We start from the raw sequence: 24,344 nt of genomic DNA, 5'->3' as shown, positions 1-24,344 counted from the left end.
ATCAGAAGAACTGACCTTTCACGAAACCTGCGAGTAGGACGGCAAATCCGCCCACCTCACCGAGGATCAGCAGAAACATCCCGAGGTGCAGGGGCGGACCGGCGGACTCGAACTGATTGTCGGTGTCCTTCATCGCACCGTGAGCGATGTAGCTGAATATCGCTGCGAGAAAGAAGAACACGACCACTGCGGCACTGGTCAGGTTGATCCACGTCGGCCACGCACTGAGTTCGACGAACACCGCGATCAGCAGCGTCGCAAACGAGTACATCAGGGCAGCGCGGTGTGCGATGTCGACATACGGATGGGCGAGGTGATTGTCCGAAGTGGCCATCTGTCGGTATTTCCAGATTCCCAGGCACAGGGAGAGAAGGAAGATCAGACCGGCCGCGAGAAGCGTCAGTGTCGTGTCGATCCCCAGCGTCATCTGCCCACCCCGCAGTGCGTTTCCAGCGAGTCACCGCTGGGTGATCCAGCCGAAGGCTTGTCGTAGACGACAACCAGCACCACCGCACGATCCGCCGACACCGACCGCATCCGGTGCGGCGTATTCGCGTCGAAGTACAAGCTGTCGCCGGCGTCGATGTGCATCGTCTGCCCGGGGATTTCGAATTCTACGGATCCGGAATGCACGAACACGAACTCCTCTCCCGTGTGGTCCATGAACTTGGGACCCATCACCGAGGCCGGATGAACCACGAACGGCTGCATGGCCTTTCCGACCAGTGAGGGCGCGATCGGATCGTAGACGGAAGACTGCACGGAGTTGGCCGGGTCGATCACGCGGTCCTTCGCGCGCACGATCGTCATGGCATTTCCCTCCATACTGTCCGAGAACAGTTGCCCCACATCGGCGTCGAGCACACGCGCAATCTTGAGTGCCACCGCGATCGACGGGGTACTGATACCCCGCTCGACCTTGGAGAGATAGCTCTTCGTCAGACCGGTCTGCTCGGCCAGGCCCTCGAGCGTCAGACCGGCGCGACGCCGATGTGTTCGCAAAAACGCTGCCATTAGGTTCCCCTCACGAGACTTTGTGTCATCACCCTACCAATACATTGACCTGCGGCGATCAGCGATGCAGGAATCGAGGGTTGCGCATTTCCGTCCTATATGACACTTTGTGTCTTATAGGTGACTGAATGTCATTGATTTCCGGGTCCCGAGAAAGGCACACCCCATGACCGACACGATGCATGCGAGCAAGCAGGAACTCATGGCCACCGCCGAGACGAAGATGCTCACCGAAGTAACGACAGGTAGTTGGACTCTTCGACAGAAGATCGCACTGACCTGCCGGGCACTGTCGGACGCCGGCCACGACTCCGGCCTTGCCGGACAGATCTCCGCCCGCGGTGGGCAGCCAGGAACGTTTGTCACACAGCGACTCGGCCTCGGGTTCGACGAGATCACCGAGGACAACCTCCTGCTCGTCAACGAGGATCTCGAAGTCCTCGACGGGGAGGGCATGCCGAACCCCGCCAACAGGTTCCACAGTTGGATCTACCGCGCACGACCCGACGTCAACTGCATCGTCCACACACACCCACTACATGCGACGGCGCTGTCGATGCTCGAGATTCCCCTCGTCGTCTCCCAAATGGACATCGCGCCGCTCTACGACGACTGCGCATTTCTCGCCGACTGGCCCGGGGTTCCCGTGGGAAACGAGGAGGGCGAGATCATTTCGGCTGCACTCGGCGACAAGCGGGCAATTCTGCTCGCCCACCACGGCCAACTCGTCGTCGGCAACACGGTCGAAGAGGCATGCTCTCTCGGGCATCTGATCGAGCGAGCGGCCAGACTGCAGTTGCTGGCGATGGCTGCCGGAGACATCAAGCCGCTACCGCCTCGCCTGGCGAAGGAGGCACACGATTGGACACTGACTCCTCGGCGCAGCGAGGCGAACTTCGCTTACTACGCCCGTCGCGCTCTCCGCAATCATCCCGACACACTGACCAACTGACTTTTGTTTCCCACCAACAGAACTGAGAGCCTCATGAGCAGCACCATCAAGGGAATCGTCGCCTATCCCATCACCCCGTTCGACCGGGACACCGGAGCATTCGACCCCAAGCCGCTACACACGCTCCTCGACAGCATGATCAGCAGTGGTGTCGACGCGATAGCCCCACTCGGCAGTACCGGCGAGAGCGCCTATCTCGACGATGCAGAGTGGGAGACGGTCGCTCGGGAGACTGTCGACTACGTCGACCGCCGAGTCCCCACCGTCGTCGGAGTGTCGGATCTGACGACGGCGGGAGCACTCCGCCGAGCATCGATCGCGGCAGACGCCGGAGCCGACGCAATGATGATCCTCCCCACGTCGTACTGGCATCTGGGTGAGCAGGAGATTCGTGAACACGTCACCGCGGTGGCCGATTCCGTCGACATTCCCACGATGATCTACAACAATCCGGCCACCACCGGGATCGACATGTCGCCGGAGTTTCTCGTCGATCTCGTCTCCACCGTCGACGGCATCACGATGATCAAGGAATCCACCGGCGACATCACCCGGATGAACCGCATCAACGAACTGAGCGGTGGCACGATCCCCTTCTTCAACGGCAGCAATCCTCTTGCACTGCAATCTTTCTCTGCCGGTGCAAGCGGATGGTGCACGGCAGCCCCGTGTCTGGCCCCCGAACAGGTGGTGCACTTCTGGCGTCTACTCGAATCCGGTGATCGGTCGGGTGCCGCCGCTGTGTTCGAACAGATCGAGCCGCTACTGAAGGTCCTCGTCAGTCGCGGACTGCCGTCGACGGTCAAAGCCGGGTTGGAATCTCTCGGCGTCGACGCCGGCCTTCCCCGCCGGCCCCTGCTTTCCCTCGACGACAACACCAGGACAGCTTTGTCCGACGCTCTGTCGGTGGCTCGCGGTGTAATCGTCGCGTCGTGACCTGACGTGGGAGTGGGTTCCGGCAAGATGGGATGCACACCGACCGAAGGAGGGGCACCATGTCCGTAGATTCACGGTCTGCGAGGATCGCCGTCACCGGCGCGACCGGTCATATCGGCGGACTGGTGGCCCGGTCGTTGGGCGACGCCGGTGTCCCGCAGCGGCTGATCGCACGGTCGGTCAACCGATTACCGCAGCTCCCCGGTGCCGATTCGGCCGAGACCACGTACGGGGATCAGAAGCGCGCTCTCGCGGCTCTGGCCGGAATCGACACCCTCTTCATGGTCTCGGCGGCCGAAAGCGCAGATCGTCTGGATCAGCACCGCACCTTCATCGACGCCGCAGCGGAGGCCGGGGTCAGGCACATCGTGTACACGTCTTTCCTCGGCGCTGCTCCGGACGCGACGTTCACGCTCGCTCGCGATCACTGGGTCACCGAAGAACATATCCGCGCTTCCGGGCTCGCATTCACCTTCCTGCGCGACAGCTTCTACCTCGATTTCCTACCCGCTCTCGCCGGTGAAGACGGTGTGATCCGCGGACCCGCAGGGGACGGTCTCGTCGGCGCGGTAGCGCGCTCCGACATTGCTGCCGTCGCTGTGTCGGTTCTGCAGGATCTGGATTCTCATGTCGGACAGACGTACAGCCTGACCGGACGGGAGGCACTGACGCTCTCCGAGGCCGCGAGCATCATCACCGAAGTCACCGGCAAGCGAACCACGTACGTCGAGGAAACGCTCGAGGAAGCTTACGAATCGCGGGCGTCGTACAACGCACCCGCTTGGGAACTCGACGCATGGGTGTCGACGTACACCGCAATCGCGCAGGGTGAATTGGCGCTGATCACGGGCACCGTGGAGGACCTTGTCGGCCGGCCTGCGCTCACGCTGCGTGAATTCCTCACAGCAGAAACCGCCTGATGCCACCACGCAAAGCAACCACGGCACGCAAGGCTGCCGCAAAGAAGGCTGCACCGCAGAAGGCTGCACCGAAGAAGGCTGCACCCAAGAGGAACACGACCAGAAAGACCGCCCCGAAGAAGACTGTCGCAAAGAAGAGCTCACGCGCGACGATGCCGGATGTGCCGACTGCCGGCCCTGGTGAGAGAGTCTGGCTCCTCGACGTTCCCTTTCGGACGCCGGCGCCTGGTGCGCAGTTCGTCAAGAAATGGAAGAGCTACGCGTGGGTCGGTACGGAGTTGCCCGTAGAACTCGCTCCATTCAAGGCACTCCCCTTCTCTTATCAGCAGTGGGTAGAGGACGACATCAATGACAGCACCGGTGAACGTCCCGTTGCTGTACCCAAAATTCCTCGGCCCGAGCAGGTTTCGGGGGCTGCAGCCGTCGTCGATGCCGCTCGCGCCGGCAAACGCGGATTTCTGTTGGCAGACAATGCAGGCCTGGGTAAGACGCTGATCGCAGTGATGTCTGCCAAGACGATTGCCGAGGAGCGCGGCGAAACCAACATCCTCGTCCTCGTCGATCGACCCGCACAGATCACCATTCCGCATTGGCGCTATTCCATCGCCTCGGTGGGCGACGGTGGATTCCGCTGGTTGATCATGTCGCCTGACCAATTGAAGAAGCTGATCGCGCGAAACGGCCGCCCCAAGTACACGTTCGGTGTGGTGATTGCCGACGAGGCCCAGCTGTACAGCAACGACACACAGCGCACGGCGGCATTCGAGAAGGTCGCGCGCTTTTCGAATGCTCACGAGCAAGCGCCGTTCGTCCTGTCCGTGACGGCAACACCGGGACACACGCCGGCCGACCAGCGTTACCTGGCACCGCTTTTCGCGCAGCTGCATTCAGAACCTTCGGAGTACTGGTCCGACCTGGGCGCCAGGCTGGTCGAGTCCGGCCTTCCGCTGGACAAGTCCTACGGGAAGTGGACGTGGAGCGCAGAGGCGAAGGAATCACCTACGCTGCAATCTCGCGCGCTCGAGACCGTGCGTGGGTGGATGTCGAACAGCAAACCGCCCTTGATGATTCATCGACCGACTCCGTGGGGACCTGTTCCGCTCGACGGTATGCCGATCGACCTCACCCATGCCCAGCGCGCCGAGTACGAGACGGAGTGGGCCGAGTACGCCTACGAAATGGGATTGGCCCGCAAGAGTCGCAACATCGCGCGCGGCCGTGCGCTGGTTCTGCGCTACCGACAGAAAGCGGGCATGATCCGCGCCGAGTCGACGGCCCAGTGGGCGCAGGCGCAGGTCAAGGCAGGCAAGCAGGTGTTGGTGGCCGTCGAATTCGTCTCCACGGCAGGTGATCCACTGGTCGAGATGATCGAAGACGCCGGGATCTCGGTGGCAAAACTGTTCGGCGCGGTGCCGGACAAGGAGGGTCAACGTCTGCGGTTTCAACGCGGGGACGCACCGGTCATCGTCTTCAATGTCACGACCTCGATCTCGCTCCATGCCAACGAAGCACTCCCGGACGGCACTCACGCGTCCCCGTTGCCACGGACGGGAATCTTTCATCAACCGCGATACTCAGGGATCGCGGCAGAACAGACGTTCGGTCGGTCGCATCGCGACTACCAGACGTGCCCGTGGGTCATACCCTTCGGCGTGGGCACCAAGGAAGAGGACGTCGCCACGGTCATGTTGCGCAATCTCAATTCGGTCACAGGTCTGAAAGGTGGTGATCGATCCGGTCTGCGGTCGCTGTCCGAACTGCTCGGCGTCGAGTGGCTAGAGCCTGATGTCTTGACCTCGGAGGGTTGATCTTCCAACGACCGTCCAACGCGCACCAACGAACGGTTTCGGCGGTATGCCCCAATTCTACTCCACCAAAACCGATTCGGCTGACCGCTTCATTCCTTTCGGGACCTTGGGACTCAGGTATCTGTGACCAGACGTGGCAGACTCTTTCGAGTCGAGGTGCACCAGCCTCGAAACAGTGCCGAGAATGCGAGGGGTCCGATGCGCAATATCTACCGGTCATTGATGCGCAATGTCGGCCATACACAATGGTTCTCGGATCTCGGCAAGGATCTGGTTCCGCTCGATCGAGCAGTGCAGAGAGTGTCGGGAGGCAAGCTCTCGCTGGTCGGAGAGAACACCGTGACTCAGCTACTGCTCACCACGACGGGCCGTAAGACCGGCCGTTCTCGAACCACGCCACTCCTGTACGCACCCGACGGCGATGCGTTTGTCGTCGTCGGTTCGAACTGGGGGCAGGATACGCATCCAGCATGGACACTCAATTTGATGGCAAACCCCACCGCAATCGTGACAGTGAAGGGCGTCGAAATACCGGTCGGTGCGAGTCTGGCGGAGGGCGCCACGCGTAAGAAGCTGTGGGAGCTCGCGACCACCACGTGGCCGCCGTACGAAACCTACGCCGATCGAGCATTCGGGCGCCAGATCCGCGTATTTCGACTCCAACCTGTCAAATAACTGCTGCCGGGCGCAGGATGGGAAGGACCACCCTGCCGATCTCAGGAGCATTCGCGAATGTCCACAGCACTGACTCACGCAGAAGACACACAGATCACAGCTTCCAACGGGCGGATCGCACTGGAGCCGAACCCCCGCCGAATTCGAGCCTTCTTCGCTGGTCACGCCGTCGCAGACACCACTCGTTCGGTATACCTTTTCGAACGCGGCCGCCTGCCGATGTACTACATCCCCCTCGCGGACGTTCGTACCGAATTCCTCGTCCCGACGTCGACGACCACCCATTGCCCATGGAAAGGTGACGCCACCTACTGGACGATCGAGATCGGGGATCGCCGGGCCGAGGACGCCGTCTGGACCTACCCTGAACAGTTCGACGGTTCCCTGGATCTGAGTGAGTACGTCGCATTCTATTGGGATCGCATGGACGCCTGGTACGAGGAGGATCAACAGGTCTTTGTCCACGCCCGCGATCCATACGTACGTATCGACGCACTCCCCTCGTCCCGCCACGTCCGGGTTTTTGTCGGCGACGTACTGGTCGCCGAGACGAGACGACCCAGACTGCTCTTCGAAACCGGACTGCCCACGCGGTACTACATTCCGAGAATCGACGTTCACAGCGAGTACTTTGCGCCGTCCCCGACCACCACGGCCTGCCCCTACAAGGGCACTGCGTCGTATCTGTCGTTCACCGGCACAACCGAACTCGCTCCGATCGAGGATCTGGCGTGGTTCTATCCGTTCACTACCGCCGAAGCGTCCGGGATCGACGACCACGTGTCGTTCTATCCCGAACGCGTCGGCAAGATCCTGGTGGACGGTGCCGAAATCTGAAAGGTGCTGGAGCCGAGAAGGTGTGGGTGCCTACCCCACTGCAACAGGGGATTCCGGGATTCGCAGTTCAGCCGTCTCCAGTCGGCGATCATGCACCCACACCATCGCCGTTGCAACGGAGAAGACCAACCCGGCGATGCATACTCCGTTCCAGCCGTACGACTTCCACACCACTGACCCCACCGCCGAGCCCACGGCAGCACCGACGAAGTAGGTGGTCATGTACACGGAATTCACACGCGAACGCGCTTCGGGGACAAGGGCGTAGATCACGTTCTGGTTGCTGACGTGCACTCCCTGCAGCGCGAGGTCGGCAAGGACGATGGCAACGAGAAACCACACCACGTGGGTGGCACCGGCGACAAAGGGAAGCCACGACACCAAGAGAATCGCGATGGCGCCGCCGGTCGCCAGCTGACCCAATCCCCGATCGGCCAGTCTGCCCGCCACCGTCGCCATCAAAGCTCCCGCCACACCGAGTAGTCCGACCAAGCCGATTTGAGTGTCGCTGTAGCCGAATTCGCCGGACAGAAGAAAGGCCATCGTCGTGAAGACGGTGCTGACAGCAGCAAAAGCCAGTCCGCCCATGGCCGATCGGGTTCTCAGGCGCGGCAAGGTCGCAGCCAACTTCCCTACCGAAGCGAGCGTTGCGCGGTAGCTTGCCTTCGGGCGATCTGCGGAATCGGAAGGCAGAGATCGCCACAATGCCACGGCCATCACCACCATCAGCACCGCCGCAACCTTGTATACCGTCGACCAACCCCCCAATCCGGAGAGGACGCCGGCAACGCTGCGCGCCAGCAGGATTCCGATCAGCAGTCCACTCATGATCGTGCCGACCACCTGACCGGACCTCTCAGGTTCGGCCAGCGAGGCGGCAAACGGAATCAGCACCTGGGCGGCGACCGAAAAGACGCCAGCGACAGCGATTCCCACTGCCAGCGTGGCAAAGTTGGGCGCAAATCCGCTGACCGCTTGACCGGTCGCCGCCAGCAGCATGAGCCCTACCGTCAGCTTGCGTCGGTCCACCATGTCGCCCACCGGAACCAGAAGTATCAATCCGAGTGCATACGCGACCTGCGCGATGGTCACCGTCGCGGCCGCTGCGGAGGCCGACACATTCAGGTGATCTGCGATGGAATCGAGGAGTGGCTGGTTGAAATAGTTACCGCCCGCGCACAGGCCCGTCGCCGCAGCCATCAGCAGCACTATCGGTAGTCCGAGCCTCGGACGCGCGTCGCTTGAAATCATGTCGTCAAGCATGACCGCCTACACCGACGCGCGTCCAATAGATAGATATGCATGATCTATCTCCAGAAACGATAGATTGGTGCAATGGAACTACGTCACATCCGCTACGCCCTGGCAGTCGCGGAAGACAGACACTTCAGCCGAGCAGCGTCGCGGTTGCACGTTTCCCAGTCCGCCTTGAGTGCCCAGATCAGAGACCTCGAAAAGGAACTGGGCGTCGAATTGTTCAACCGGAACAGCCGAAACGTCGGCCTGACTGCTGCAGGCGAGGTTTTTGTCGCCCGCTCCCGCGAGGTACTCGGCGCCGTGTCGAGACTCGTCAGTGATGTCTCGGCACGGAGCAACGAGCAAGTGCGGTTGACGGTCGGCACCATCACCTCGGCGGGGCGCGTCGACGTCGGACGCGCGCTGGCAGATCTGACACGGCGCCACCCTGCAATCAACATCACCGCGCGACCGTACGGCAGTGAAGTAGTTATCGAAGGAGTCCGGTCCGGTGCAATCGACGTCGGCATTGTCGGATTGGCCGCAGGTCGCCTACCCAAGAGCTTTGCCGCCGCGCCGCTGTGGAGTGAACCCACCGCAGCGTTCGTTGCTCCCGACCATCCCTTTGCCCAGGCTTCGTCGATCAGGCTCGAAGACCTACGCGATCACACTCTCGTGGACTTCGCCTCCGGCAGCGAGGCCCGTGTCCAAACCGACCAAGCCTTCGCCGAATCACAGGTCCCTCGGGGAAAAACACTTGAAGCCAACTCGGTAGACCTGATCTGTTCACTGACCGCCAACGGCCTGGGCGTAGGTTTGCTCCCCCAGTCCATGAGCGCCCTGCACCCCGAATTGGTCTGTATTCCGATCACCGATGCGCCGCATCGGATCGTCCACGCAATCACCGAACCCACCCATTCGTCGGCACTCGCCCGCGAGTTCGTCGAACTACTCGCAGCGCAGTTCGCTACTTGAGCAGTTTCGACATTCGCCTGTCCGCCAACGGCTTACCGCCGGTCTGGCACGTCGCGCAGTATTGAAAAGAACGCTCCGCGAACGACACTTCGCGTACGACGTCACCGCACACCGGGCACGGAAGTCCGGTACGAGCATGCACTCGCATCCCCGAGCGTTTCTCACCCTTGAGCCGGGCCGCGTCCTGACCTTCCGAACGCTCGATCGCGTCGGCCAGCGTGGATCGCATCACGGCATACAACGTCGAAATCTGATCCGGCGTCAGCCGCGACGAGGTCGCGAAAGGCGAGAGTTTCGCGGTGTGGAGGATCTCGTCCGAGTAGGCGTTCCCGATACCGGCGATCAACGACTGCTCGACTATCGAGTTCTTGATCCGTGCCGACGTTCCGCCCAGAATCTGTGCGAACTCGGCTTCGGTCACGGCCATCGCGTCCGGCCCCAACCGGGCGATGCCCGGAACCTCCTGCGGATCGTTCACGACCCAGACGGCGAGGCGTTTCTTGGTGCCGGCTTCGGTGAGATCGAATGCCGGCGTCAACCCTTCGGGTGTGAAGAAATGAACGCGCAGCGCCAACGGCCCCTTCCCCGGCTTCGGCGGCGTCGCCGATGGATTGTCCAGCCAGCGCATCCAGCCGGCACGGGAGAGATGCGTGACCAACCACAACCCGTCGCAATCCAGAGCCAGATGCTTCCCGAAGCGGGCGGCGCCCGTGACGTCACGCCCCTGCAGAGCAGTGATCGGCGGATCGAAGGTCTTGAGCACACTCAATGCAGCGATGTCGACGCGTCCCACCACTGCGCCGACCGCGTGCTGACGAAGGAACCCTGCCAGCGCTTCCACCTCGGGTAGTTCAGGCATGGCAACAGACTAACGCCGACCACGGACACTCACAGCGCGCTCAGTCCGTTTCCGTCTGCAGCACCACCGAATGCCCACCGCGTGCCTTCGCGGAGTACATCGCCCGATCCGCTCGCCGCAGCAGGGTCGGGTAGGCGACCAGCGCATCATCCGCTGATTCGAAAGGCCCTGCGATCTTCGCGATTCCGACGCTCATCGCCACCTCGGGATGATCGGGCGAGGTGATCGTCGAACGGAGTAGCTCATGTTCGAGTCGATGGAACGAGCGTTGATCGACCGAATCGACGATGACGAACTCGTCGCCGCCTATCCGTGCGATCAAGGCCGCCGGGCCGGCGCATTCGACCAGTCTCGATCCGACTTTTTCGATCACAGCGTCACCGACGGTATGTCCGTACTCGTCGTTGATGGCCTTGAATCGATTGATGTCGACGGCGGCGACTACCAAGAGCGCCGAGTGCGTGTACGACCGCTCCAGCAACAGTCGCACTTCGTCGGCCAGTCCCCTCCTGTTGAGCAGTCCGGTCAGTGGGTCCAATTGCGAGTTCAACGCGTCGGTGCCGAGGATGGAGAAAATGAACTGACAGGCAAAGGGAATCACGTAGATTGCCGCGCCGACCAGTACTACCAACGCGACCAGAACCGGAATATCCACATCGTTTCCGACCACGGCCGTACGTGTCACGATGCCGATGACCACGACGAATACCCACAACATGTGAAGGCTCTGTATTCGAGCATTGTGGAAGAACGCGATGTATCCGCCGATCACCGAGAACATCACGGCGTGTGCCAGTGCTGCAAGCGGATTGGAGTACAGCAGCATTGCGGCCGCTATTCCCACTTCCGAGTAGAGCACAAAGGCGTAAGACCAGGAACGGGAGAGATTGCGCCTCGTCGAGAGGGCGACGGCCATCATCACGGTTATGACCATGATGACTGCGTTCGCGGTGCGCGCGTGCGAAGTGGTCGGGCCCTGTGGACTGAAGCGAGTGAGGAACATGATCACGGTGACCAGCACCAACGAGCAGACGACGAGAAACCGCGAGGCGACGGTCAACCCTTTGTCCGCGAGATAGCGATTGAAGGTGTCGAATTGGTCCGGACGCCGATACCAATCGACAAGTTGAGAAGAGATCAGCCGGAACGCGGGACCCGAGAGCGGTCGTCGAGACGCCACGGCGTCCGAACGCTCAACACTCTCGGCAGATTCCATAGGGTCAGGGTAATCCAGTCAACTCCCCGCAATCAGACAATTTTCACTGTTTGCCGTCCCACATCACAACCTGATCGCCGCCGGCGGCCTTCGCGCGGTACATCGAGGCATCGGCTACTCGAAACAGTTCCGTCAACTCCTCGTCGGAAATAATCGACGACCATTCGGCAGAGGTGATCGCGACTCCGACGCTGGTGGTCACTACCGGATCACGATCGTCGATTCGCAAGTGCCTTCGCAGATTGTCTTCGAACGCAGGCGCTGCGCCGACGTCTATCGTGTCTACCAACACGAACTCGTCCCCACCGAATCTGGCGAAGAGCGCCTTCTCGCCGCCGCACCACCGCAGTCGATCAGCAATCTGGCGAAGTACGAGATCGCCTTCCTCGTGCCCCTGTGAGTCGTTGACGCTCTTGAACGAATCGACATCGACAATCGCGACGACATACGACGACTTGCTCGACGCATGCCCCGTCGCCCCCATTTCGACAACAGCTCGCTGCAGCCCGCGCCGATTCAGAAGCCCTGTCAACGGATCCACATCCGAACTGTCCGCGTCGGAGCCGAGAAGTGAGAGGACGAACTGGCAGGCGAACGGGATGACCACGATCCCGGTGGCGATGATCAGGCACAGTGCTGTGGCCAACGCAGGATCCGCGTAGACCGCAACCTTTCGGCCGACCACTGCCAGAACCACGATGGACAGCGCGATGTGAACCGCCTGGAGTCTCGCGTTGTGAAAGTACGCGATGTAGCCACCGATCAGTACGAAGAGCACACACTGGATCAACCCGATGAAAGGGTCGTTGTTCAAGAACACACCGACGAATACGCCGACCTCGCAGTAGGCGACAAAGAAGTACGACCACCGACGCGTGATTTCGGGCAGAAGGCAGAAGAGCACGATCACCGCAATCGTGACGGCGATGATAACGGCGTTGACGACGCTGGTGACGTGGTTGTGCACGCCCGCGTCGCTGAAGCGCAGCAGAGTCATCGCAATGATGACCGTCGTCAGCGAGCCGATGACCAGCAATCGGACAGCTAGCTCCAGGCCCTTCGTGGCGAGGTATCGATTGAAACTGTCGAATTGATCAGGACGCCGATACCACTGAACCAGAAGGTCGAAAGCCGACTTCACAGCTGATTTTTCACGGCCACGCGGCGCGGGCAGAATCGACTGCAGTCGGTCCTGCCCGAACGATGTCATGCGCAGATCATAGGTGCGCAGACCGTCGTTCGGGATCAAGAGTGCAGGATCGAGGCGGCAAATTCAGGGTCGGTTGTCAGCGCCGAACGAGGTACGTATCCATGATCCAACCGTGCTTCTCACGCAACTCCGCCCGGCGAGCGACGATCCGATCTTCGACGTCACGCAGTTTGCCGGAAATCAACTCCTCGTCCGGGGTCCCGAGGTACGCGCCCCACCAGATCTCGGCGTCGTTTTCGCTTACCTGAGTGAAGGTGCAATGCGCGTCGAGCATCACGACGGCATTGTCCACGCCGTCGGGCAATCCCTCGGCCAGTTTGCGGCCGGTCGTGATGTGGATGGGTTCGCCGATTCGGTTCAGGACGATCCGGTGCTGTGCAGCCAGCGACTGCACGCTGGTAATTCCCGGGATGACGGAGTAGTCGAACGAAACTCTCCCGCGAGCGAGCACGCGCTCGACGATCCGCAGAGTGCTGTCGTAGAGGGAAGGGTCACCCCAGACGAGAATCGCGCCGACGCCAGGTTCGGCCGCGAATTCCGCTTCGAATTTCGCGGCCCGACGCTCGTGCCAGTCCTCGACGACTCCCTCGTAATCGGTGGGGGTTCGGTCCCGCGGCGGGTCCGTGATCTCGACCACCTTGTAGTCGAGGTGAACGTGCTCGTCGAGAATGCCGGTGCGCAAGTCGACCAGGGCCTGCTTCTCGTCACCCTTTCCGATGATGAAGAACGTATCGGCCCTGTTCATGGCCTTGATCGCCTGAACCGTCACCTGGTCGGGATCACCAGCACCGATACCGATCACCAAGAGTTCGCGCATGTGCCGAGGCTATATTGCCGTGCGCCTTTATTAACCGCCGGAGGTTAATAAAGGCGCACAGCAGGGCAGGCCCTAGACTGATCCCCGTGACTGTCTCCACTGCTTACGAAGACCTCCTCCGGCTCGTCATGGAGACGGGTACCGCCAAATCCGATCGAACCGGAACCGGCACCCGCAGCATCTTCGGTCACCAGATGCGTTTCGATCTTGCCGACGGCTTTCCGCTCGTCACCACCAAGAAGGTCCACCTCAAGTCGATAGTCAACGAACTCCTGTGGTTCCTGCGCGGCGACTCCAACGTGGCGTGGCTGCACGAGCACGGCGTCTCCATCTGGGACGAGTGGGCCGACGAGAACGGTGAACTCGGCCCCGTCTACGGCGTCCAGTGGCGTAGCTGGCCCACCCCTTCGGGCGAGCACATCGACCAGATCACGCAGACCGTCGAGACTCTGCGCTCCAACCCCGATTCGCGGCGGATCATCGTTTCGGCGTGGAACGTCGCCGACATTCCGCAGATGGCCCTGGCGCCGTGCCACGCTTTCTTCCAGTTCTACGTCGCCGACGGCAAGCTCTCCTGCCAGCTGTACCAGCGCAGCGCCGACATGTTCCTCGGCGTTCCGTTCAACATCGCCAGTTACGCGCTGCTCACCCACATGATGGCCCAGCAGGCCGGACTCGACGTCGGCGAGTTCGTCTGGACCGGCGGCGACTGCCACATCTACGACAATCACGTCGACCAGGTGACCGAGCAGCTCGGCCGCGAACCGCTGCCGTTGCCGACCCTGAAGCTGAACAAGCGCGACTCCATCTTCGACTACACCTTCGAGGACGTGGAGATCGTCGACTATCAGCACCACCCCGCGATCAAAGCCCCGGTAGCGGTCTGACGATGACCGATCGCACAGTCACCCTCATCTGGGCGCAGGCCCACGGCGGCGTCATCGGCGCCGACAACTCGATCCCGTGGCGCGTGTCCGAGGACATGGCTTACTTCAAACGCGTCACCATGGGCCATCCGGTAATCATGGGGCGGCGCACCTGGGACTCCATTCCATCGAAGTTCCGTCCGTTCAGCGGGCGTCGGAACATCGTCGTCACACGCGATCCGCAATGGCACGCCGAAGGCGCCGAGGTGGTCCGCAGTCTGGACGTCGCCGTGGCGTTGCCGGACGGTGACGTCTTCGTCGTCGGCGGCGGGCAAATTTATTCGGCTGCACTGCCATTCGCAACGCATCTACTGGTGACCGAGATCGACCTCGACATCGCCGGTGATGCTTTTGCTCCCGAGATCGGCCCCGAATGGAACCTGAAATCCGACGAGCCCTGGCAGACCTCGGAGAAGAGCGGCCTGCGCTTCCGCTGGTTGGAGTACACGCGCTGACCGACTTCCGCCGATAACGAGGCACCTCGCGAGTGAGTCGGTCATACTCCAAGAAGGACATTCACCGCTTCCGAGAGGTCTTCGATGGACAAGAAGTCACTGACCGCTCTCGCTCGCCAACAGTTGAAACTGGCGGGCTCGGCGACCAGCGGTCGCAGTTCACAAACCGTCTACGGCGGCCACCAGCGCAGCCTGCGACAAACGGTGATCGCGCTGAGCGCCGGCAAGAGCCTCGCCGAACACGACAGTCCGGGCGAAGCCACATTGTTGGTACTGAGCGGGAAGCTGAATCTTGTATGTGGGAGCGACCAGTGGAAAGGATCCACGGGTGATTTCCTGACCGTCCCGGCCGACCGGCACAGCGTCGAAGCGCTCGAAGACGTTGCATTTCTACTGACCGTCGCCATGAAGGGCTGAAATCGGTAGCGTCTTCCGCGTGAGCGAAACCGTGATCGAAGTGTCCGTCGTCGCAGCCCCGTCCGTACTCTGGCCCGCGCTGCGCGACCCGTCGCTGATTCGACGTTGGTTCGGCTGGGAGTACGACGGACTCGACGACGAAATCACCCAGATCTACTCCACCGCTGAGGCCGACCCCGAAGCGTTGACGCTGAAACTCGGAAACGGCGACCGTTTCTCACTTCGCGGACAGGACGGCAAGACGGTCGTCCGCATCGATCGGCCGGCCAAATCTGCCGACGACGACTGGTACGACGACATCACCGAGGGCTGGACGACATTCCTCCAGCTGCTCAGATTCGCAGTGGAGCACCACGGACTGGCCGAGCGTAAAACCATTTATCTCGACGGCCTTCTGCTCCCCGGTGAGAACGTGGCAAGCGTCCTCGGGCTCACCAAAATCGAATTGGAAGCGGGAAGTCGGTACGCGGTGACAATCGCTCCCGGCGACTATTTCGAAGGCGTCGTCGACTACGTCACTGACCACCAATTCGGGTTGACAGTCGAGGATCTCGGCCCTGGCCTGCTGTCTGTCGCCACCCAGTCGGTGACGGCGCAGCGGCCCGACGGAGGCATGTCCATCCTGCTGACCACCTACGACCTGAGCGATCACGAGTTCGACGAGATCAAGCATCACTGGTCGTCGTGGTGGGAAGGTCGCCGCCGGGAGAGCTGACGTTCGGTGAGGCGATATGCTTCGACCATGGTCGAAGCTTCGGGTCACAGTCCGGCACGTACGTTCGGCGAGTTGCTCGACCGCCTGGGCGATTCCAATGCCGACATACCGACACTCCACCGCCTGCTCGAGGCGGTCCTGGTGGTCGGCTCCGGCCTGGACCTCGACCTGACGCTTCAACGGATCATCACCTCTGCGACAACGGTTCTGGATTGCCGCTACGGCGCCCTGGGGGTCGCGGCGCCGGGGGGCGGGCTCTCGGAATTCGTGTACGAGGGAATCTCCGGGTCCCAACGCGCGACCATGGGACATTTCCCCGAAGGTCATGGCGTGCTGGGTGTTCTGATGAATCACCCGCAGACTTTGCGTGTGGCCCATCTCGGCGACCATCCCGAATCGGTGGGATTCCCCGCAAATCATCCACCGATGGAGAGCTTCCTCGGAGCGCCGATCATGATGCGGGGAAAGGTGTTCGGAAGCATCTACCTGACCGAGAAACGGGGACAGGCCGAGTTCACCCAGGAAGACGAGGTCATTCTCGAAGCCCTCGCCATCGCAGCCGGTATCGCTGTGGAAAACGCCCGACTGTTCGAGCAGTCACGAACTCGTGAAAGATGGCTCACCGCAACATCTGCCATCCGCTCGCGGTTGCTGGCCGGTGACTCGCTCGAGGACGGCCTGCAACTTCTTGCCAGTCGCGTTCGGGACCTGACCGGCGTCGACGACGTGATCGTGGTGATCTGCGAGAACGGCTACGCACAGGTTCACGCCGCGGCCAGCGCCCGGACCACGTCACGTGGAGTCAGAATCCCGGCGACCACTTATCCGTTCGACGTGGTGCGGAGCACTCGAAAGCTACAGGTACTCACCACTTTAGGCGCACTCACCGAACTGGTGCCGTCGGCTGGGAGTGCGGTCGTGGCACCGATGTGCGTCGCCTCGGGTGTAGTCGGCGCGGTCATCGTGGCGTCGAATTCCACCAACACACACTGGGATCACGACGAACTGACCCGGATCGAGTCGATGGCCGAACTCGGCTCCGTTGCAATCGAGTTCGACGAGAAACAAAAGGCGCAACGCCTGTTGTCCGTTCTCGCCGACCGCGACCGCATCGCACGAGACCTGCACGACAACGTCATCCAGCGACTGTTCGCGAGCGGAATGAGCCTGCAGAGCACGCTTCCGGACGAGACCCTCCCGGAGTCGGCGCGCGCGATTGTCAAACGATCCCTCGAACAGCTCGACAAGACAGTCCGCGAGATCCGGACAACCATCTTCGATCTGCAGACTCCCACAGCCACCGATTCGTCGAGCCTGCGCCGACGCCTCCTCGATGTCATCGGCGACGCCACCGCACAGTCCGCTGTGACCCCGAGCGTCCAATTCTCCGGCGCCATCGACACTCTGGTGAATCCCGGGATCCACCAGCACGCCGAAGCCGTGCTGCGTGAGGGGTTGAGCAACGTCCTTCGGCATGCACACGCACGCCACATCACCATCGCTGTCACCGCGGACGTCGAATTTGCGATCACGATCGAGGACGACGGCGTCGGACTCCCCTCCGACTTCCACAAGAGTGGACTGCACAATCTGGAGCGCCGCGCCGAACATTGCGGCGGTACGTGCACGATCGTCAATCACGATCCGAGCGGTGCACGCCTGCTCTGGCGAGTACCGCTCGGTCGCACCAACTCGAATCGACCGAAATCCGGTCGTTAGATCCTAGCGACTGCCGCTACGGATTTCGGTCGCCAGCACCGCAGCCTGAGTACGACGCTGCATGCCCAGCTTCGAGAGCAGACGCGTCACGTAGTTCTTGACCGTCTTCTCCGCGAGGAACAATCGCGCGCCGATCTCCCGGTTGGTGAGCCCTTCTCCGATGAGGTCGAAGACTGCTCGCTCCTGATCGGAAAGTTCGGCCAACGGATCAGCTGTACGGTCGCTGCGGATCCGCTGCATCAGCGCCTCGGTTGCACGACTGTCGAGCAGTGAACCGCCACGCCCGACTGTGCGGACTGCAGCGACCAGATCGGTTCCGAGAATCTGCTTGAGGACGAATCCCGAGGCGCCCGCCATGATCGCGTCGAGCAACGCCTCGTCGTCGGCGTACGACGTGAGCATCAGGCAGCGGAGGTCGGGAAGCATCGAGCGGAGTTCTCGGCACAGTTCGACGCCGTTGCCGTCAGGCAAGCGTACGTCCAGAACAGCGACGTCGGCGTTGCTCTGCGGTACCGCAGCCAGCGCTTCCCCCACGGACGCCGCCTCGCCCACCACCACGAAGTCCTCGACCCCACCGAGTAGGTCGAACAATCCGCGTCTGACGATCTCGTGATCGTCGACCAGGAATATCCGCGTTGTCATCGAACCCCTCCAAAAGACATCTCACGTCGAACGGTACCGGAGACGGTGGACTCAGAACTCATGGAATGCATTCTCTTCACTTGTTGACGTGCCGGACGATGAGAACCGGGCAATCCGCGGTGTGCAGGAGCGCCCGACTGGTCGATCCGAGGAGCATTCCTGCGAATCCGCCGCGCCCGCGACTGCCGACGACTATCAACTGCGCCGTCTCCGCGTATTCGCTCAGGACTCGGACCGGACGGTCACGCGCGACGACTCTTTCGACGACGACGTCCGGGTAACGCTCGGTGAATCCGGCCAATTGCTCGGCGAGGACAACTTCCTCGCCCGTCTGGATGCTGCTCCACAGGGGGTCGTCGGGGGTGGCGCCCAACGAGGGCTGCACACTCACGTCGCTCCACACGTTGACGGCAATCAAGGTGGCGCCCCGCGCGGAGGCCTGCTCGAAAGCGTGCTCGACTGCCTCGATGCTGCTTTCTGATCCATCGACACCGACGACGACGGGGCCCTCGGTCGGCGGTCGACCGTCGAGCGTCCGTCCTCGGACAACTGCAACCGGAGATTCGCCGTGCGAGACAACCGAGACCGTCGCAGAACCGACGACCAATCCGGTGAATTCGCCGTGCCCGCGAGGGCCGAGCGCAATGATGTACGCGCCCTTGGACAATTCGATCAGGCGATCGGAGACGCTGCCGTCGAGTAGTTCGGTGACGATCTCGAGGTCGTCGTCGATGCTTTGCCGCGCGAGGATCTGTGCGCTGTCCAGACGAGCGGTGGCAGTGCGCCGCAGTTCGTCCTTGAAGCTCTCGGCGAGGTAAGGCTCGGAGTAGTAGAAGGCTGGGATGTGCACCACCGTCGCGATGTGGAGCGGTCGACCGAGCGCCACCGCGGTCCTCGCCGCCCAGACGACAGCCGACGACGCCGATTCCGAACCGTCTACCGCTACGACGACGGGTTTGGTTGCACTCATGTTCGTCCCTCCACAATCGACCACAGAATCTCTTCGCCCTCACACTATTGCCCAATGACCTCAAAAAGGATTCATCAGCCGACGCGAGTCCCGAATCGGACATTGGGTGTTCGGGTGGACTGCGGCAACGGCCCCGCCAACATCCCTTTCGGGCGTCAACGAGGCCACCGGTGCCGGATTCGCACGCAAACCCTGGCTACTCGATCCACGTTAGGTGAAGAACCCGACCGGTCAGAAGTGAAAAAAGTCCTGTCAACAAGCGCCCAAAATCGGGTTTCGTACGCAGGAGATCCCGAACCACCTGCTCTGCTGTGCGCCTTTATTAACCGCCGGCGGTTAATAAAGGCGCACGGCAGGGTCAGTCACAAATCTTGCGGAACTTCTCGATCAGCTGCACTCGGCCGTTGCGGTCGGCCGCCAACGGCGTGACGTTGAGCGTCGTGACACCGGCTTCGGCGAAGGCTGCGACGCGTTCCTTGACGTAGCTCTCGGGACCGATCAACGACACTGCGCGAACCAGTTCGTCCGGCACTGCTGCTGCGGCTTCGTCCTTCTTGCCCGCGAGGTAGAGATCCTGGATCTTCTCGGCGGCCTCTTCGTAGCCGTAGCGCACCGCGAGATCGTTGTAGAAGTTCTTGCCCTTGGCGCCCATGCCACCGATGTAGAGCGCAAGGCTCGGGCGTACCCAGTCGAGCATGTGGTCGACGTCGTCACCGATGGCCAGTGCCGGCGACGCGTACACCTGAAGCTCACCGAGGCTCGGATCGCGCTTGGCCTTGCCCTTGGCGATCGGCTCACCCCACACGCTTGCTGCCTTCTCCGGATGGAAGAAGATAGGTTCCCAGCCTTCGGCGATTTCCGCCGTCAGCTCGACGTTCTTGGGTCCGAGCGAAGCGATCAGGATCGGGATGCGCTCACGCACAGGATGATTGATCAGCTTGAGCGGCTTTCCGAGTCCGGTGCCCTTCTCGGCGGGGAGGGGAACCTGGTAGTACTTGCCCTGGTACTCGACCTTCTCGCGGCGCCATACCTGACGGCAGATCTCGACGACCTCACGTGTGCGTCCCAGCGGAGCGTCGTACTTGACGCCGTGGAACCCCTCGATCACCTGCGGTCCGGAAGCGCCCAGTCCCATCACGAAGCGACCGTTGGAGACGAAGTCCAGGCCAGCCGCCGTCATGGCGGTCAACGAAGGGGTACGGGTGTAGATCTGAAAGATTCCCGAAGCGAGTTCGATGGTCGACGTCTTGGCCGCCAGGTAACCGAGCTGGCTGACGGCGTCGAAGGAATACGCCTCCGGGACGAAGGCGATGTCGAGGCCCGCCTTCTCCAGGTCACCGACCTCTTCGACGGTTTCGGCGAACCCGCCGCTGTAGTTCAAACCCATACCGATACGCACGTTGTAACCCCAATCCTGACGATTGCTGCCGTGTGCGACGCGCACACGAGCAGTGGTACTCCCATCGAACACTTACTCACATCGAACACTACGGAACCTGAGTCCGCATTCATGTGACTACCCCGTTCATATTCGATGACCGAAATGAACGGGGTAGTGGGAGAGCCTGTCGAGGGTCAGGATTCTTCGGGGCGAACCACCATGACGGGGCACTTGGCCGAAGCGATCAGGGTGTTGCTGGTCGAGCCGAGCAACATGCCGCGGAATCCACCGCGACCACGGCTTCCGACTACGACGAGCTGCGCTTTTGCCGACCAGTCCAGCAGCCGTCCGCGTGGGTTGTCGAGGTATACCTCGCGCCGGACCTTCACGTCCGGGTATTGCTCGGACCATCCGGCCAAGCTCTCGCTGAGTACCGCGTGCTCTTCCTCTTCGAGAGACTGCGGGGCAAGCGCAGCGGCCCTCGGGTCTTCGAATGCCGCACTGCCGAGGTCACTCCACACGTGCAACGCCACCAACTCGACTCCGCGGAACGACGCTTCCTCGAAAGCCGCACCGACGGCCTGGGCGCTCAACGCGCTGCCGTCGACGCCGACCACTACGGGTCCTTCCGAGGGCACCGCACCATCGCGGTCCCGAACGACGATGACCGGACACTTGCCGTGACTGGCCACACCGACCGCGGTATTGCCGAGGACTGCTGTCGCCGCCTTGCCTGACGCCGACGCACCGACGACTACCCGCCTGGCTTGTGCCGAACTCTCGATCAGCCACTGAGTTGCGCTGCCGATGGCGATTTCGGTGTGAACTTCGAGTTTCGGATCGATCTCACGGGCGAACTGTTCCGCCTCCGCCAAGATCGCTTTTCCGGCCTCTTCGACCCATTCGTACACCCCACCCGCGTCGACGTACGGTCCGCCGAAACCGTAAGGCGCGAAGTCGAGAGCGTGGATGATGTCGAGTCGCAATTCGCGCTGGGCGGCGATTTTCGCGGCCTCGCGGAGCGCTGTGGACGCAGTGTCCGAACCCTCGACTCCGACAACAACACTGTTATGTTCGCGTGAACTCATGTGCCCACCTTCCTGAAGAAGTAACCGAGCCACTTTCACTCTAACCATCCCACTTGTCCGGGTTTTTTGGGGTCGCTCCCTCTTCATTTCGGGGACTTAGGTCCCCGAAACTGTTGACGGATAGGACAATTAGCAGAGAAATCAGGACCAGGTGTGAACAGGATCTCCCGTCCGCATGTTCTCCACGTAACCGCGGAGCATTCCGGTGAGCGCAGTCGAGCGGTCCGCGCCCGAGGCCTCCGCGTGCGCCACTTGCTCGCGTTGCCAGGCGGCACCGGTCTGCCGATTCATGCACCGCCCTTCGATCACGCCGAGGTACCGATCGCGGGCCGCGGCGGACAATCCGAAGTCGGCCAAACCCTCGTCCGCCAACGGCAGCAGCCTTCGCAGGACCAACTCGTCGGCACCGACCCAACCGATCTCCGGCCAGTACAGGGTGGCGTCGAGTCCGTACTTGGCGCCGATGTGCAGGTTCTCTTCTGCCGCATGGAACGACATGTGTGACCACAGTGGCCGCTCCGCGTTCACCAATGCGCGAACGGTTCCGTAGTAGAAGGCCGCATTGGCCATGATGTCGACGACGGTCGGCCCGGCCGGCAGCACCCGATTCTCGATACGCAAGTGCGGCTTGCCATCCGAGCAGTCGTAGACAGGCCGATTCCAGCGATAGACCGTGCCGTTGTGCATCTGAAGCTCGCTCAACTCCGGAACCCCGCCCGCCGCGAGCACTTCCAGTGGATCGGTGTCCGAGACATCAGGGAGCAGCGCCGGGAAGTACCGTGAATTCTCCTCGAACAGGTCGAGAACCGAATGGATCCACCGCTCACCGAACCACACTCGCGGTCGCACACCTTGGTTCTTGAGCTCGAAAGTTCGGGTGTCCGTTGCCTGTTCGAAGATCGGAATGCGTGATTCGTGCCAAAGCGCCTTCCCTGCCAGGAAAGGAGAATTGGCCGCAAGCGCCACCTGTACTCCGGCCAGACACTGCGCGGCATTCCAGTGCGCTGCGAATTCTTCCGGCGCGACGCGCAGGTGCAACTGCATGGACGTACAAGCCGCCTCCGGCACCACCGAATTGGTGTCGGCCCGAAGGATTTCCACGTCGCCACCGGGTAGCGCGACACCTTCGACGTCGAGTTCGATGTCCTCTCCTCGCGCGGCAAAAATTTGCTCGTTGAGCAATTCGTAGCGCGGGTTGGCGGTGATCCACTCACGATCGAGATGCTCGAGCTGCAGTGTCGGCAGCATCCCGATCATCACCATCTCGGCGTCGTGCGCGTGGATTCGCGCGTCTGCGACGTCGAGGGACGCCCGCAGTTTCTTCTCCAATTCGAAAGTCGCATCACCGGTGAGTGGGCCGGGCTCGACGTTCATCTCGACGTTGAACTGTCCGAGCTCGGTTTGGAAAACCGCAGAGTCGTCGATGGATGCGAGCACTTCACGGTTGGACATCGCGGGCGTCATGTCGCCGGTCACGAGGTTGAACTCGATCTCCATGCCCAACAGCGGAGCGGGCTTGTCGACGGCGTCTCGGAAGTCACCACCGTCGAGCATCTGCTTCATGGCGTCGACGCACGAGCGCACCTTCTTACGAAAGAGCCTACGGTCGGCTCTGGTGAATTCTCGCGCCGTGACCTCTGCACCCATTGCGCATTCCCCCTTCGACGATCAACGTCACTGAAGGCTATCCGTCCGGTGTCACCGACAAACGAGAACTGCGGTGGCACCGGGAAGAATTTCCCGACGCCACCGCAGTTCTCCGAAAGTTTCTTCTACGAGTTGTCGACCCAGGTGACAGCTACGCCGCGAGCCTGCAGCCACGCTGCGGGATCGACCTTTGCGCCGTTCTCGGCAACCTCGAAGTGCAGGTGCGGGCCGGTGGACTGGCCACGGTTACCCACGGTGGCGATCTGCTGGCCGGCGTTGACGCGCTGGCCGACGTTGACCTGGTAGTCGTTGACGTGGCCGTACGTGGTGACCGTGCCGTCGTCGTGCTGGACGCGGACCCAGAGGCCGAAACCTGACGCCGGGCCGGCGTCGATGACCTGGCCGTCGGCTGCAGCCAGAATCGGCGTACCGATCGGAGCCGCGATGTCGAGGCCGCCGTGGTGTGCTCCCCAGCGCGAACCGAAGGTGGAGGTCAGCGTTCCGGACACCGGCTGCACGGTACGAGCTGAGGTGCCGGGGTTGATCCCAGCGAGGAATTGCTGTGCCTGCGTGTTGAGGTCGGCAGCAAAATCGGGAAGCTCGGGGATGTCGAGAGCCGGAAGTGCCGCCAATTCAGCCGGAACGACAACGCCCTCGGGGAGCAGACCCTGCGGGATTTCGATGCCGGCGATGGTCTGTGTTGCCGGCGCCGCAGCAGCGGTTCCTGCGCCCATCTGGCCTGCACCGACGAGGAGCGCACCGGTAGCCGCAGCTACGACACCTGCCTTGACACCGGCACCAGGGCCAGCCGACGGGGTGCGGTGGCGGCCGCTTGCTGCCTCGGGATCGATCTCGAAGACAACATCGTCATTGCCCGTGCGGTGGTGGTTTCCCACAGTGTGTACTCCGTCAGTCGTCGGCGTGCAGCG

The 24,344-nt window shown here is 62.0% G+C and carries 25 protein-coding genes; 12 read left to right on the top strand and 13 right to left on the bottom strand.

Going from position 1 to position 24,344, the window contains the following annotated elements:
* Position 1: 1 nt before the first annotated feature.
* Together QRN54_RS06470 and QRN54_RS06465 are read right to left on the bottom strand one after the other, a co-directional pair.
* Positions 2-427 carry a hypothetical protein gene (locus QRN54_RS06470; RefSeq protein WP_003946354.1) on the bottom strand — a complete coding sequence of 142 codons (426 nt, stop codon included), beginning with the start codon at positions 425-427 and terminating at the stop codon, positions 2-4.
* Entirely contained in the window at positions 424-1,014 is a 591-nt protein-coding gene (locus QRN54_RS06465) for a helix-turn-helix domain-containing protein (protein WP_285181764.1), read from the bottom strand. The genes QRN54_RS06470 and QRN54_RS06465 overlap by 4 nt, the downstream gene beginning before the upstream one ends.
* Positions 1,015-1,180: 166 nt before the next feature.
* Here QRN54_RS06465 and QRN54_RS06460 point away from each other — a divergent pair, with 166 nt between their 5' ends.
* The 6 genes from QRN54_RS06460 to QRN54_RS06435 all read left to right on the top strand — a co-directional run bounded on the left by QRN54_RS06460 (position 1,181) and on the right by QRN54_RS06435 (position 7,142).
* Positions 1,181-1,966: an aldolase gene (locus QRN54_RS06460; RefSeq protein WP_030534888.1), complete on the top strand. Its 786-nt coding sequence runs from the start codon at positions 1,181-1,183 to the stop codon at positions 1,964-1,966.
* 33 nt (positions 1,967-1,999) lie between these two features.
* Positions 2,000-2,902 (top strand): dihydrodipicolinate synthase family protein, encoded by a 903-nt coding sequence (locus tag QRN54_RS06455; RefSeq protein ID WP_064687551.1) that lies wholly within the window; start codon positions 2,000-2,002, stop codon positions 2,900-2,902.
* 59 nt (positions 2,903-2,961) lie between these two features.
* Complete coding sequence (locus QRN54_RS06450; protein ID WP_075834061.1) at positions 2,962-3,822, top strand: SDR family oxidoreductase; 861 nt, start codon at positions 2,962-2,964, stop codon at positions 3,820-3,822.
* Positions 3,822-5,630 (top strand): DEAD/DEAH box helicase family protein, encoded by a 1,809-nt coding sequence (locus QRN54_RS06445; protein ID WP_285181763.1) that lies wholly within the window; start codon positions 3,822-3,824, stop codon positions 5,628-5,630. Before QRN54_RS06450 ends, QRN54_RS06445 begins: the two co-directional genes overlap by 1 nt.
* 198 nt (positions 5,631-5,828) lie before the next feature.
* A complete protein-coding gene (locus tag QRN54_RS06440) occupies positions 5,829-6,305 on the top strand; it encodes a nitroreductase/quinone reductase family protein (RefSeq protein ID WP_003946395.1) in 477 nt (158 codons plus the stop codon).
* Positions 6,306-6,362: 57 nt separating this feature from the next.
* Positions 6,363-7,142: a DUF427 domain-containing protein gene (locus tag QRN54_RS06435; RefSeq protein WP_050655572.1), complete on the top strand. Its 780-nt coding sequence runs from the start codon at positions 6,363-6,365 to the stop codon at positions 7,140-7,142.
* A 30-nt stretch (positions 7,143-7,172) separates the two neighbouring features.
* Here QRN54_RS06435 and QRN54_RS06430 read toward each other — a convergent pair whose 3' ends face one another.
* Positions 7,173-8,405, bottom strand: a complete 1,233-nt coding sequence (locus QRN54_RS06430) for an MFS transporter (RefSeq protein WP_042921334.1) — start codon at positions 8,403-8,405, stop codon at positions 7,173-7,175.
* Between the two features lie 72 nt (positions 8,406-8,477).
* Between QRN54_RS06430 and QRN54_RS06425 the strand changes: the two genes are divergently transcribed.
* On the top strand, positions 8,478-9,353 hold the full coding sequence (locus tag QRN54_RS06425) for a LysR family transcriptional regulator (protein ID WP_007727651.1): 876 nt from the start codon (positions 8,478-8,480) through the stop codon (positions 9,351-9,353).
* Here the strand turns inward: QRN54_RS06425 and QRN54_RS06420 are convergent.
* The 4 genes from QRN54_RS06420 to cobF all read right to left on the bottom strand — a co-directional run bounded on the left by QRN54_RS06420 (position 9,346) and on the right by cobF (position 13,455).
* Positions 9,346-10,212: an Fpg/Nei family DNA glycosylase gene (locus QRN54_RS06420; RefSeq protein ID WP_007727653.1), complete on the bottom strand. Its 867-nt coding sequence runs from the start codon at positions 10,210-10,212 to the stop codon at positions 9,346-9,348. The genes QRN54_RS06425 and QRN54_RS06420 overlap by 8 nt on opposite strands.
* A gap of 40 nt (positions 10,213-10,252) precedes the next feature.
* Positions 10,253-11,428: a GGDEF domain-containing protein gene (locus QRN54_RS06415; protein ID WP_285181762.1), complete on the bottom strand. Its 1,176-nt coding sequence runs from the start codon at positions 11,426-11,428 to the stop codon at positions 10,253-10,255.
* Between the two features lie 43 nt (positions 11,429-11,471).
* Positions 11,472-12,638, bottom strand: a complete 1,167-nt coding sequence (locus tag QRN54_RS06410) for a GGDEF domain-containing protein (protein WP_223304416.1) — start codon at positions 12,636-12,638, stop codon at positions 11,472-11,474.
* A gap of 76 nt (positions 12,639-12,714) precedes the next feature.
* On the bottom strand, positions 12,715-13,455 hold the full coding sequence (gene cobF / locus QRN54_RS06405; RefSeq protein WP_003946376.1) for a precorrin-6A synthase (deacetylating): 741 nt from the start codon (positions 13,453-13,455) through the stop codon (positions 12,715-12,717).
* 86 nt (positions 13,456-13,541) lie between these two features.
* On the opposite strand from cobF, the gene QRN54_RS06400 reads away from it, so the two are divergent.
* The 5 genes from QRN54_RS06400 to QRN54_RS06380 all read left to right on the top strand — a co-directional run bounded on the left by QRN54_RS06400 (position 13,542) and on the right by QRN54_RS06380 (position 17,687).
* A complete protein-coding gene (locus QRN54_RS06400) occupies positions 13,542-14,342 on the top strand; it encodes a thymidylate synthase (protein WP_003946427.1) in 801 nt (266 codons plus the stop codon).
* A gap of 2 nt (positions 14,343-14,344) precedes the next feature.
* Positions 14,345-14,836, top strand: a complete 492-nt coding sequence (locus QRN54_RS06395; protein ID WP_285181761.1) for a dihydrofolate reductase — start codon at positions 14,345-14,347, stop codon at positions 14,834-14,836.
* Between the two features lie 84 nt (positions 14,837-14,920).
* Positions 14,921-15,253: a cupin domain-containing protein gene (locus QRN54_RS06390; protein WP_003946336.1), complete on the top strand. Its 333-nt coding sequence runs from the start codon at positions 14,921-14,923 to the stop codon at positions 15,251-15,253.
* Between the two features lie 19 nt (positions 15,254-15,272).
* On the top strand, positions 15,273-15,968 hold the full coding sequence (locus QRN54_RS06385; RefSeq protein WP_285181760.1) for a hypothetical protein: 696 nt from the start codon (positions 15,273-15,275) through the stop codon (positions 15,966-15,968).
* A 27-nt stretch (positions 15,969-15,995) separates the two neighbouring features.
* Positions 15,996-17,687 (top strand): sensor histidine kinase, encoded by a 1,692-nt coding sequence (locus QRN54_RS06380; protein ID WP_042921348.1) that lies wholly within the window; start codon positions 15,996-15,998, stop codon positions 17,685-17,687.
* A gap of 3 nt (positions 17,688-17,690) precedes the next feature.
* Here the strand turns inward: QRN54_RS06380 and QRN54_RS06375 are convergent, their stop codons facing one another.
* The 6 genes from QRN54_RS06375 to QRN54_RS06350 all read right to left on the bottom strand — a co-directional run bounded on the left by QRN54_RS06375 (position 17,691) and on the right by QRN54_RS06350 (position 24,311).
* Positions 17,691-18,329, bottom strand: coding sequence for a response regulator (locus QRN54_RS06375; protein WP_003946380.1), 639 nt, complete (start codon positions 18,327-18,329; stop codon positions 17,691-17,693).
* Positions 18,330-18,405: 76 nt separating this feature from the next.
* Entirely contained in the window at positions 18,406-19,299 is an 894-nt protein-coding gene (locus QRN54_RS06370) for a universal stress protein (protein WP_003946389.1), read from the bottom strand.
* A 358-nt stretch (positions 19,300-19,657) separates the two neighbouring features.
* Complete coding sequence (locus QRN54_RS06365; RefSeq protein ID WP_007727670.1) at positions 19,658-20,698, bottom strand: LLM class F420-dependent oxidoreductase; 1,041 nt, start codon at positions 20,696-20,698, stop codon at positions 19,658-19,660.
* Between the two features lie 176 nt (positions 20,699-20,874).
* Positions 20,875-21,768, bottom strand: coding sequence for a universal stress protein (locus tag QRN54_RS06360; RefSeq protein ID WP_007727672.1), 894 nt, complete (start codon positions 21,766-21,768; stop codon positions 20,875-20,877).
* Positions 21,769-21,909: 141 nt separating this feature from the next.
* Positions 21,910-23,415: a glutamate-cysteine ligase family protein gene (locus QRN54_RS06355; RefSeq protein WP_231782435.1), complete on the bottom strand. Its 1,506-nt coding sequence runs from the start codon at positions 23,413-23,415 to the stop codon at positions 21,910-21,912.
* A gap of 125 nt (positions 23,416-23,540) precedes the next feature.
* Positions 23,541-24,311, bottom strand: a complete 771-nt coding sequence (locus QRN54_RS06350) for a M23 family metallopeptidase (RefSeq protein WP_003946431.1) — start codon at positions 24,309-24,311, stop codon at positions 23,541-23,543.
* Positions 24,312-24,344: the final 33 nt, after the last annotated feature.

It is taken from the genome of Rhodococcus sp. MEB032, assembly GCF_030208925.1.
Taxonomy (GTDB): Bacteria; Actinomycetota; Actinomycetes; order Mycobacteriales; family Mycobacteriaceae; genus Rhodococcus_F; species Rhodococcus_F qingshengii.
The sequence above is the reverse complement of the archived record's forward strand: the minus strand, read 5'-3'. Positions and strand labels throughout refer to the sequence as shown.

Excerpts from the sequence above, each read along its gene's own strand:
- QRN54_RS06465 (WP_285181764.1), bottom strand. The coding sequence starts at position 1,014 with ATGGCAGCGTTTTTGCGAACACATCGGCGTCGCGCCGGTCTGACGCTC.
- QRN54_RS06380 (WP_042921348.1), top strand. The coding sequence starts at position 15,996 with ATGGTCGAAGCTTCGGGTCACAGTCCGGCACGTACGTTCGGCGAGTTG.
- QRN54_RS06355 (WP_231782435.1), bottom strand. The coding sequence starts at position 23,415 with ATGGGTGCAGAGGTCACGGCGCGAGAATTCACCAGAGCCGACCGTAGG.
- QRN54_RS06455 (WP_064687551.1), top strand. The coding sequence starts at position 2,000 with ATGAGCAGCACCATCAAGGGAATCGTCGCCTATCCCATCACCCCGTTC.
- QRN54_RS06415 (WP_285181762.1), bottom strand. The coding sequence starts at position 11,428 with ATGGAATCTGCCGAGAGTGTTGAGCGTTCGGACGCCGTGGCGTCTCGA.
- QRN54_RS06390 (WP_003946336.1), top strand. The coding sequence starts at position 14,921 with ATGGACAAGAAGTCACTGACCGCTCTCGCTCGCCAACAGTTGAAACTG.
- cobF (WP_003946376.1), bottom strand. The coding sequence starts at position 13,455 with ATGCGCGAACTCTTGGTGATCGGTATCGGTGCTGGTGATCCCGACCAG.
- QRN54_RS06470 (WP_003946354.1), bottom strand. The coding sequence starts at position 427 with ATGACGCTGGGGATCGACACGACACTGACGCTTCTCGCGGCCGGTCTG.
- QRN54_RS06395 (WP_285181761.1), top strand. The coding sequence starts at position 14,345 with ATGACCGATCGCACAGTCACCCTCATCTGGGCGCAGGCCCACGGCGGC.
- QRN54_RS06425 (WP_007727651.1), top strand. The coding sequence starts at position 8,478 with ATGGAACTACGTCACATCCGCTACGCCCTGGCAGTCGCGGAAGACAGA.
- QRN54_RS06435 (WP_050655572.1), top strand. The coding sequence starts at position 6,363 with ATGTCCACAGCACTGACTCACGCAGAAGACACACAGATCACAGCTTCC.
- QRN54_RS06360 (WP_007727672.1), bottom strand. The coding sequence starts at position 21,768 with ATGAGTTCACGCGAACATAACAGTGTTGTTGTCGGAGTCGAGGGTTCG.
- QRN54_RS06460 (WP_030534888.1), top strand. The coding sequence starts at position 1,181 with ATGACCGACACGATGCATGCGAGCAAGCAGGAACTCATGGCCACCGCC.
- QRN54_RS06420 (WP_007727653.1), bottom strand. The coding sequence starts at position 10,212 with ATGCCTGAACTACCCGAGGTGGAAGCGCTGGCAGGGTTCCTTCGTCAG.
- QRN54_RS06370 (WP_003946389.1), bottom strand. The coding sequence starts at position 19,299 with ATGAGTGCAACCAAACCCGTCGTCGTAGCGGTAGACGGTTCGGAATCG.
- QRN54_RS06410 (WP_223304416.1), bottom strand. The coding sequence starts at position 12,638 with ATGACATCGTTCGGGCAGGACCGACTGCAGTCGATTCTGCCCGCGCCG.
- QRN54_RS06445 (WP_285181763.1), top strand. The coding sequence starts at position 3,822 with ATGCCACCACGCAAAGCAACCACGGCACGCAAGGCTGCCGCAAAGAAG.
- QRN54_RS06440 (WP_003946395.1), top strand. The coding sequence starts at position 5,829 with ATGCGCAATATCTACCGGTCATTGATGCGCAATGTCGGCCATACACAA.
- QRN54_RS06430 (WP_042921334.1), bottom strand. The coding sequence starts at position 8,405 with ATGCTTGACGACATGATTTCAAGCGACGCGCGTCCGAGGCTCGGACTA.
- QRN54_RS06450 (WP_075834061.1), top strand. The coding sequence starts at position 2,962 with ATGTCCGTAGATTCACGGTCTGCGAGGATCGCCGTCACCGGCGCGACC.
- QRN54_RS06375 (WP_003946380.1), bottom strand. The coding sequence starts at position 18,329 with ATGACAACGCGGATATTCCTGGTCGACGATCACGAGATCGTCAGACGC.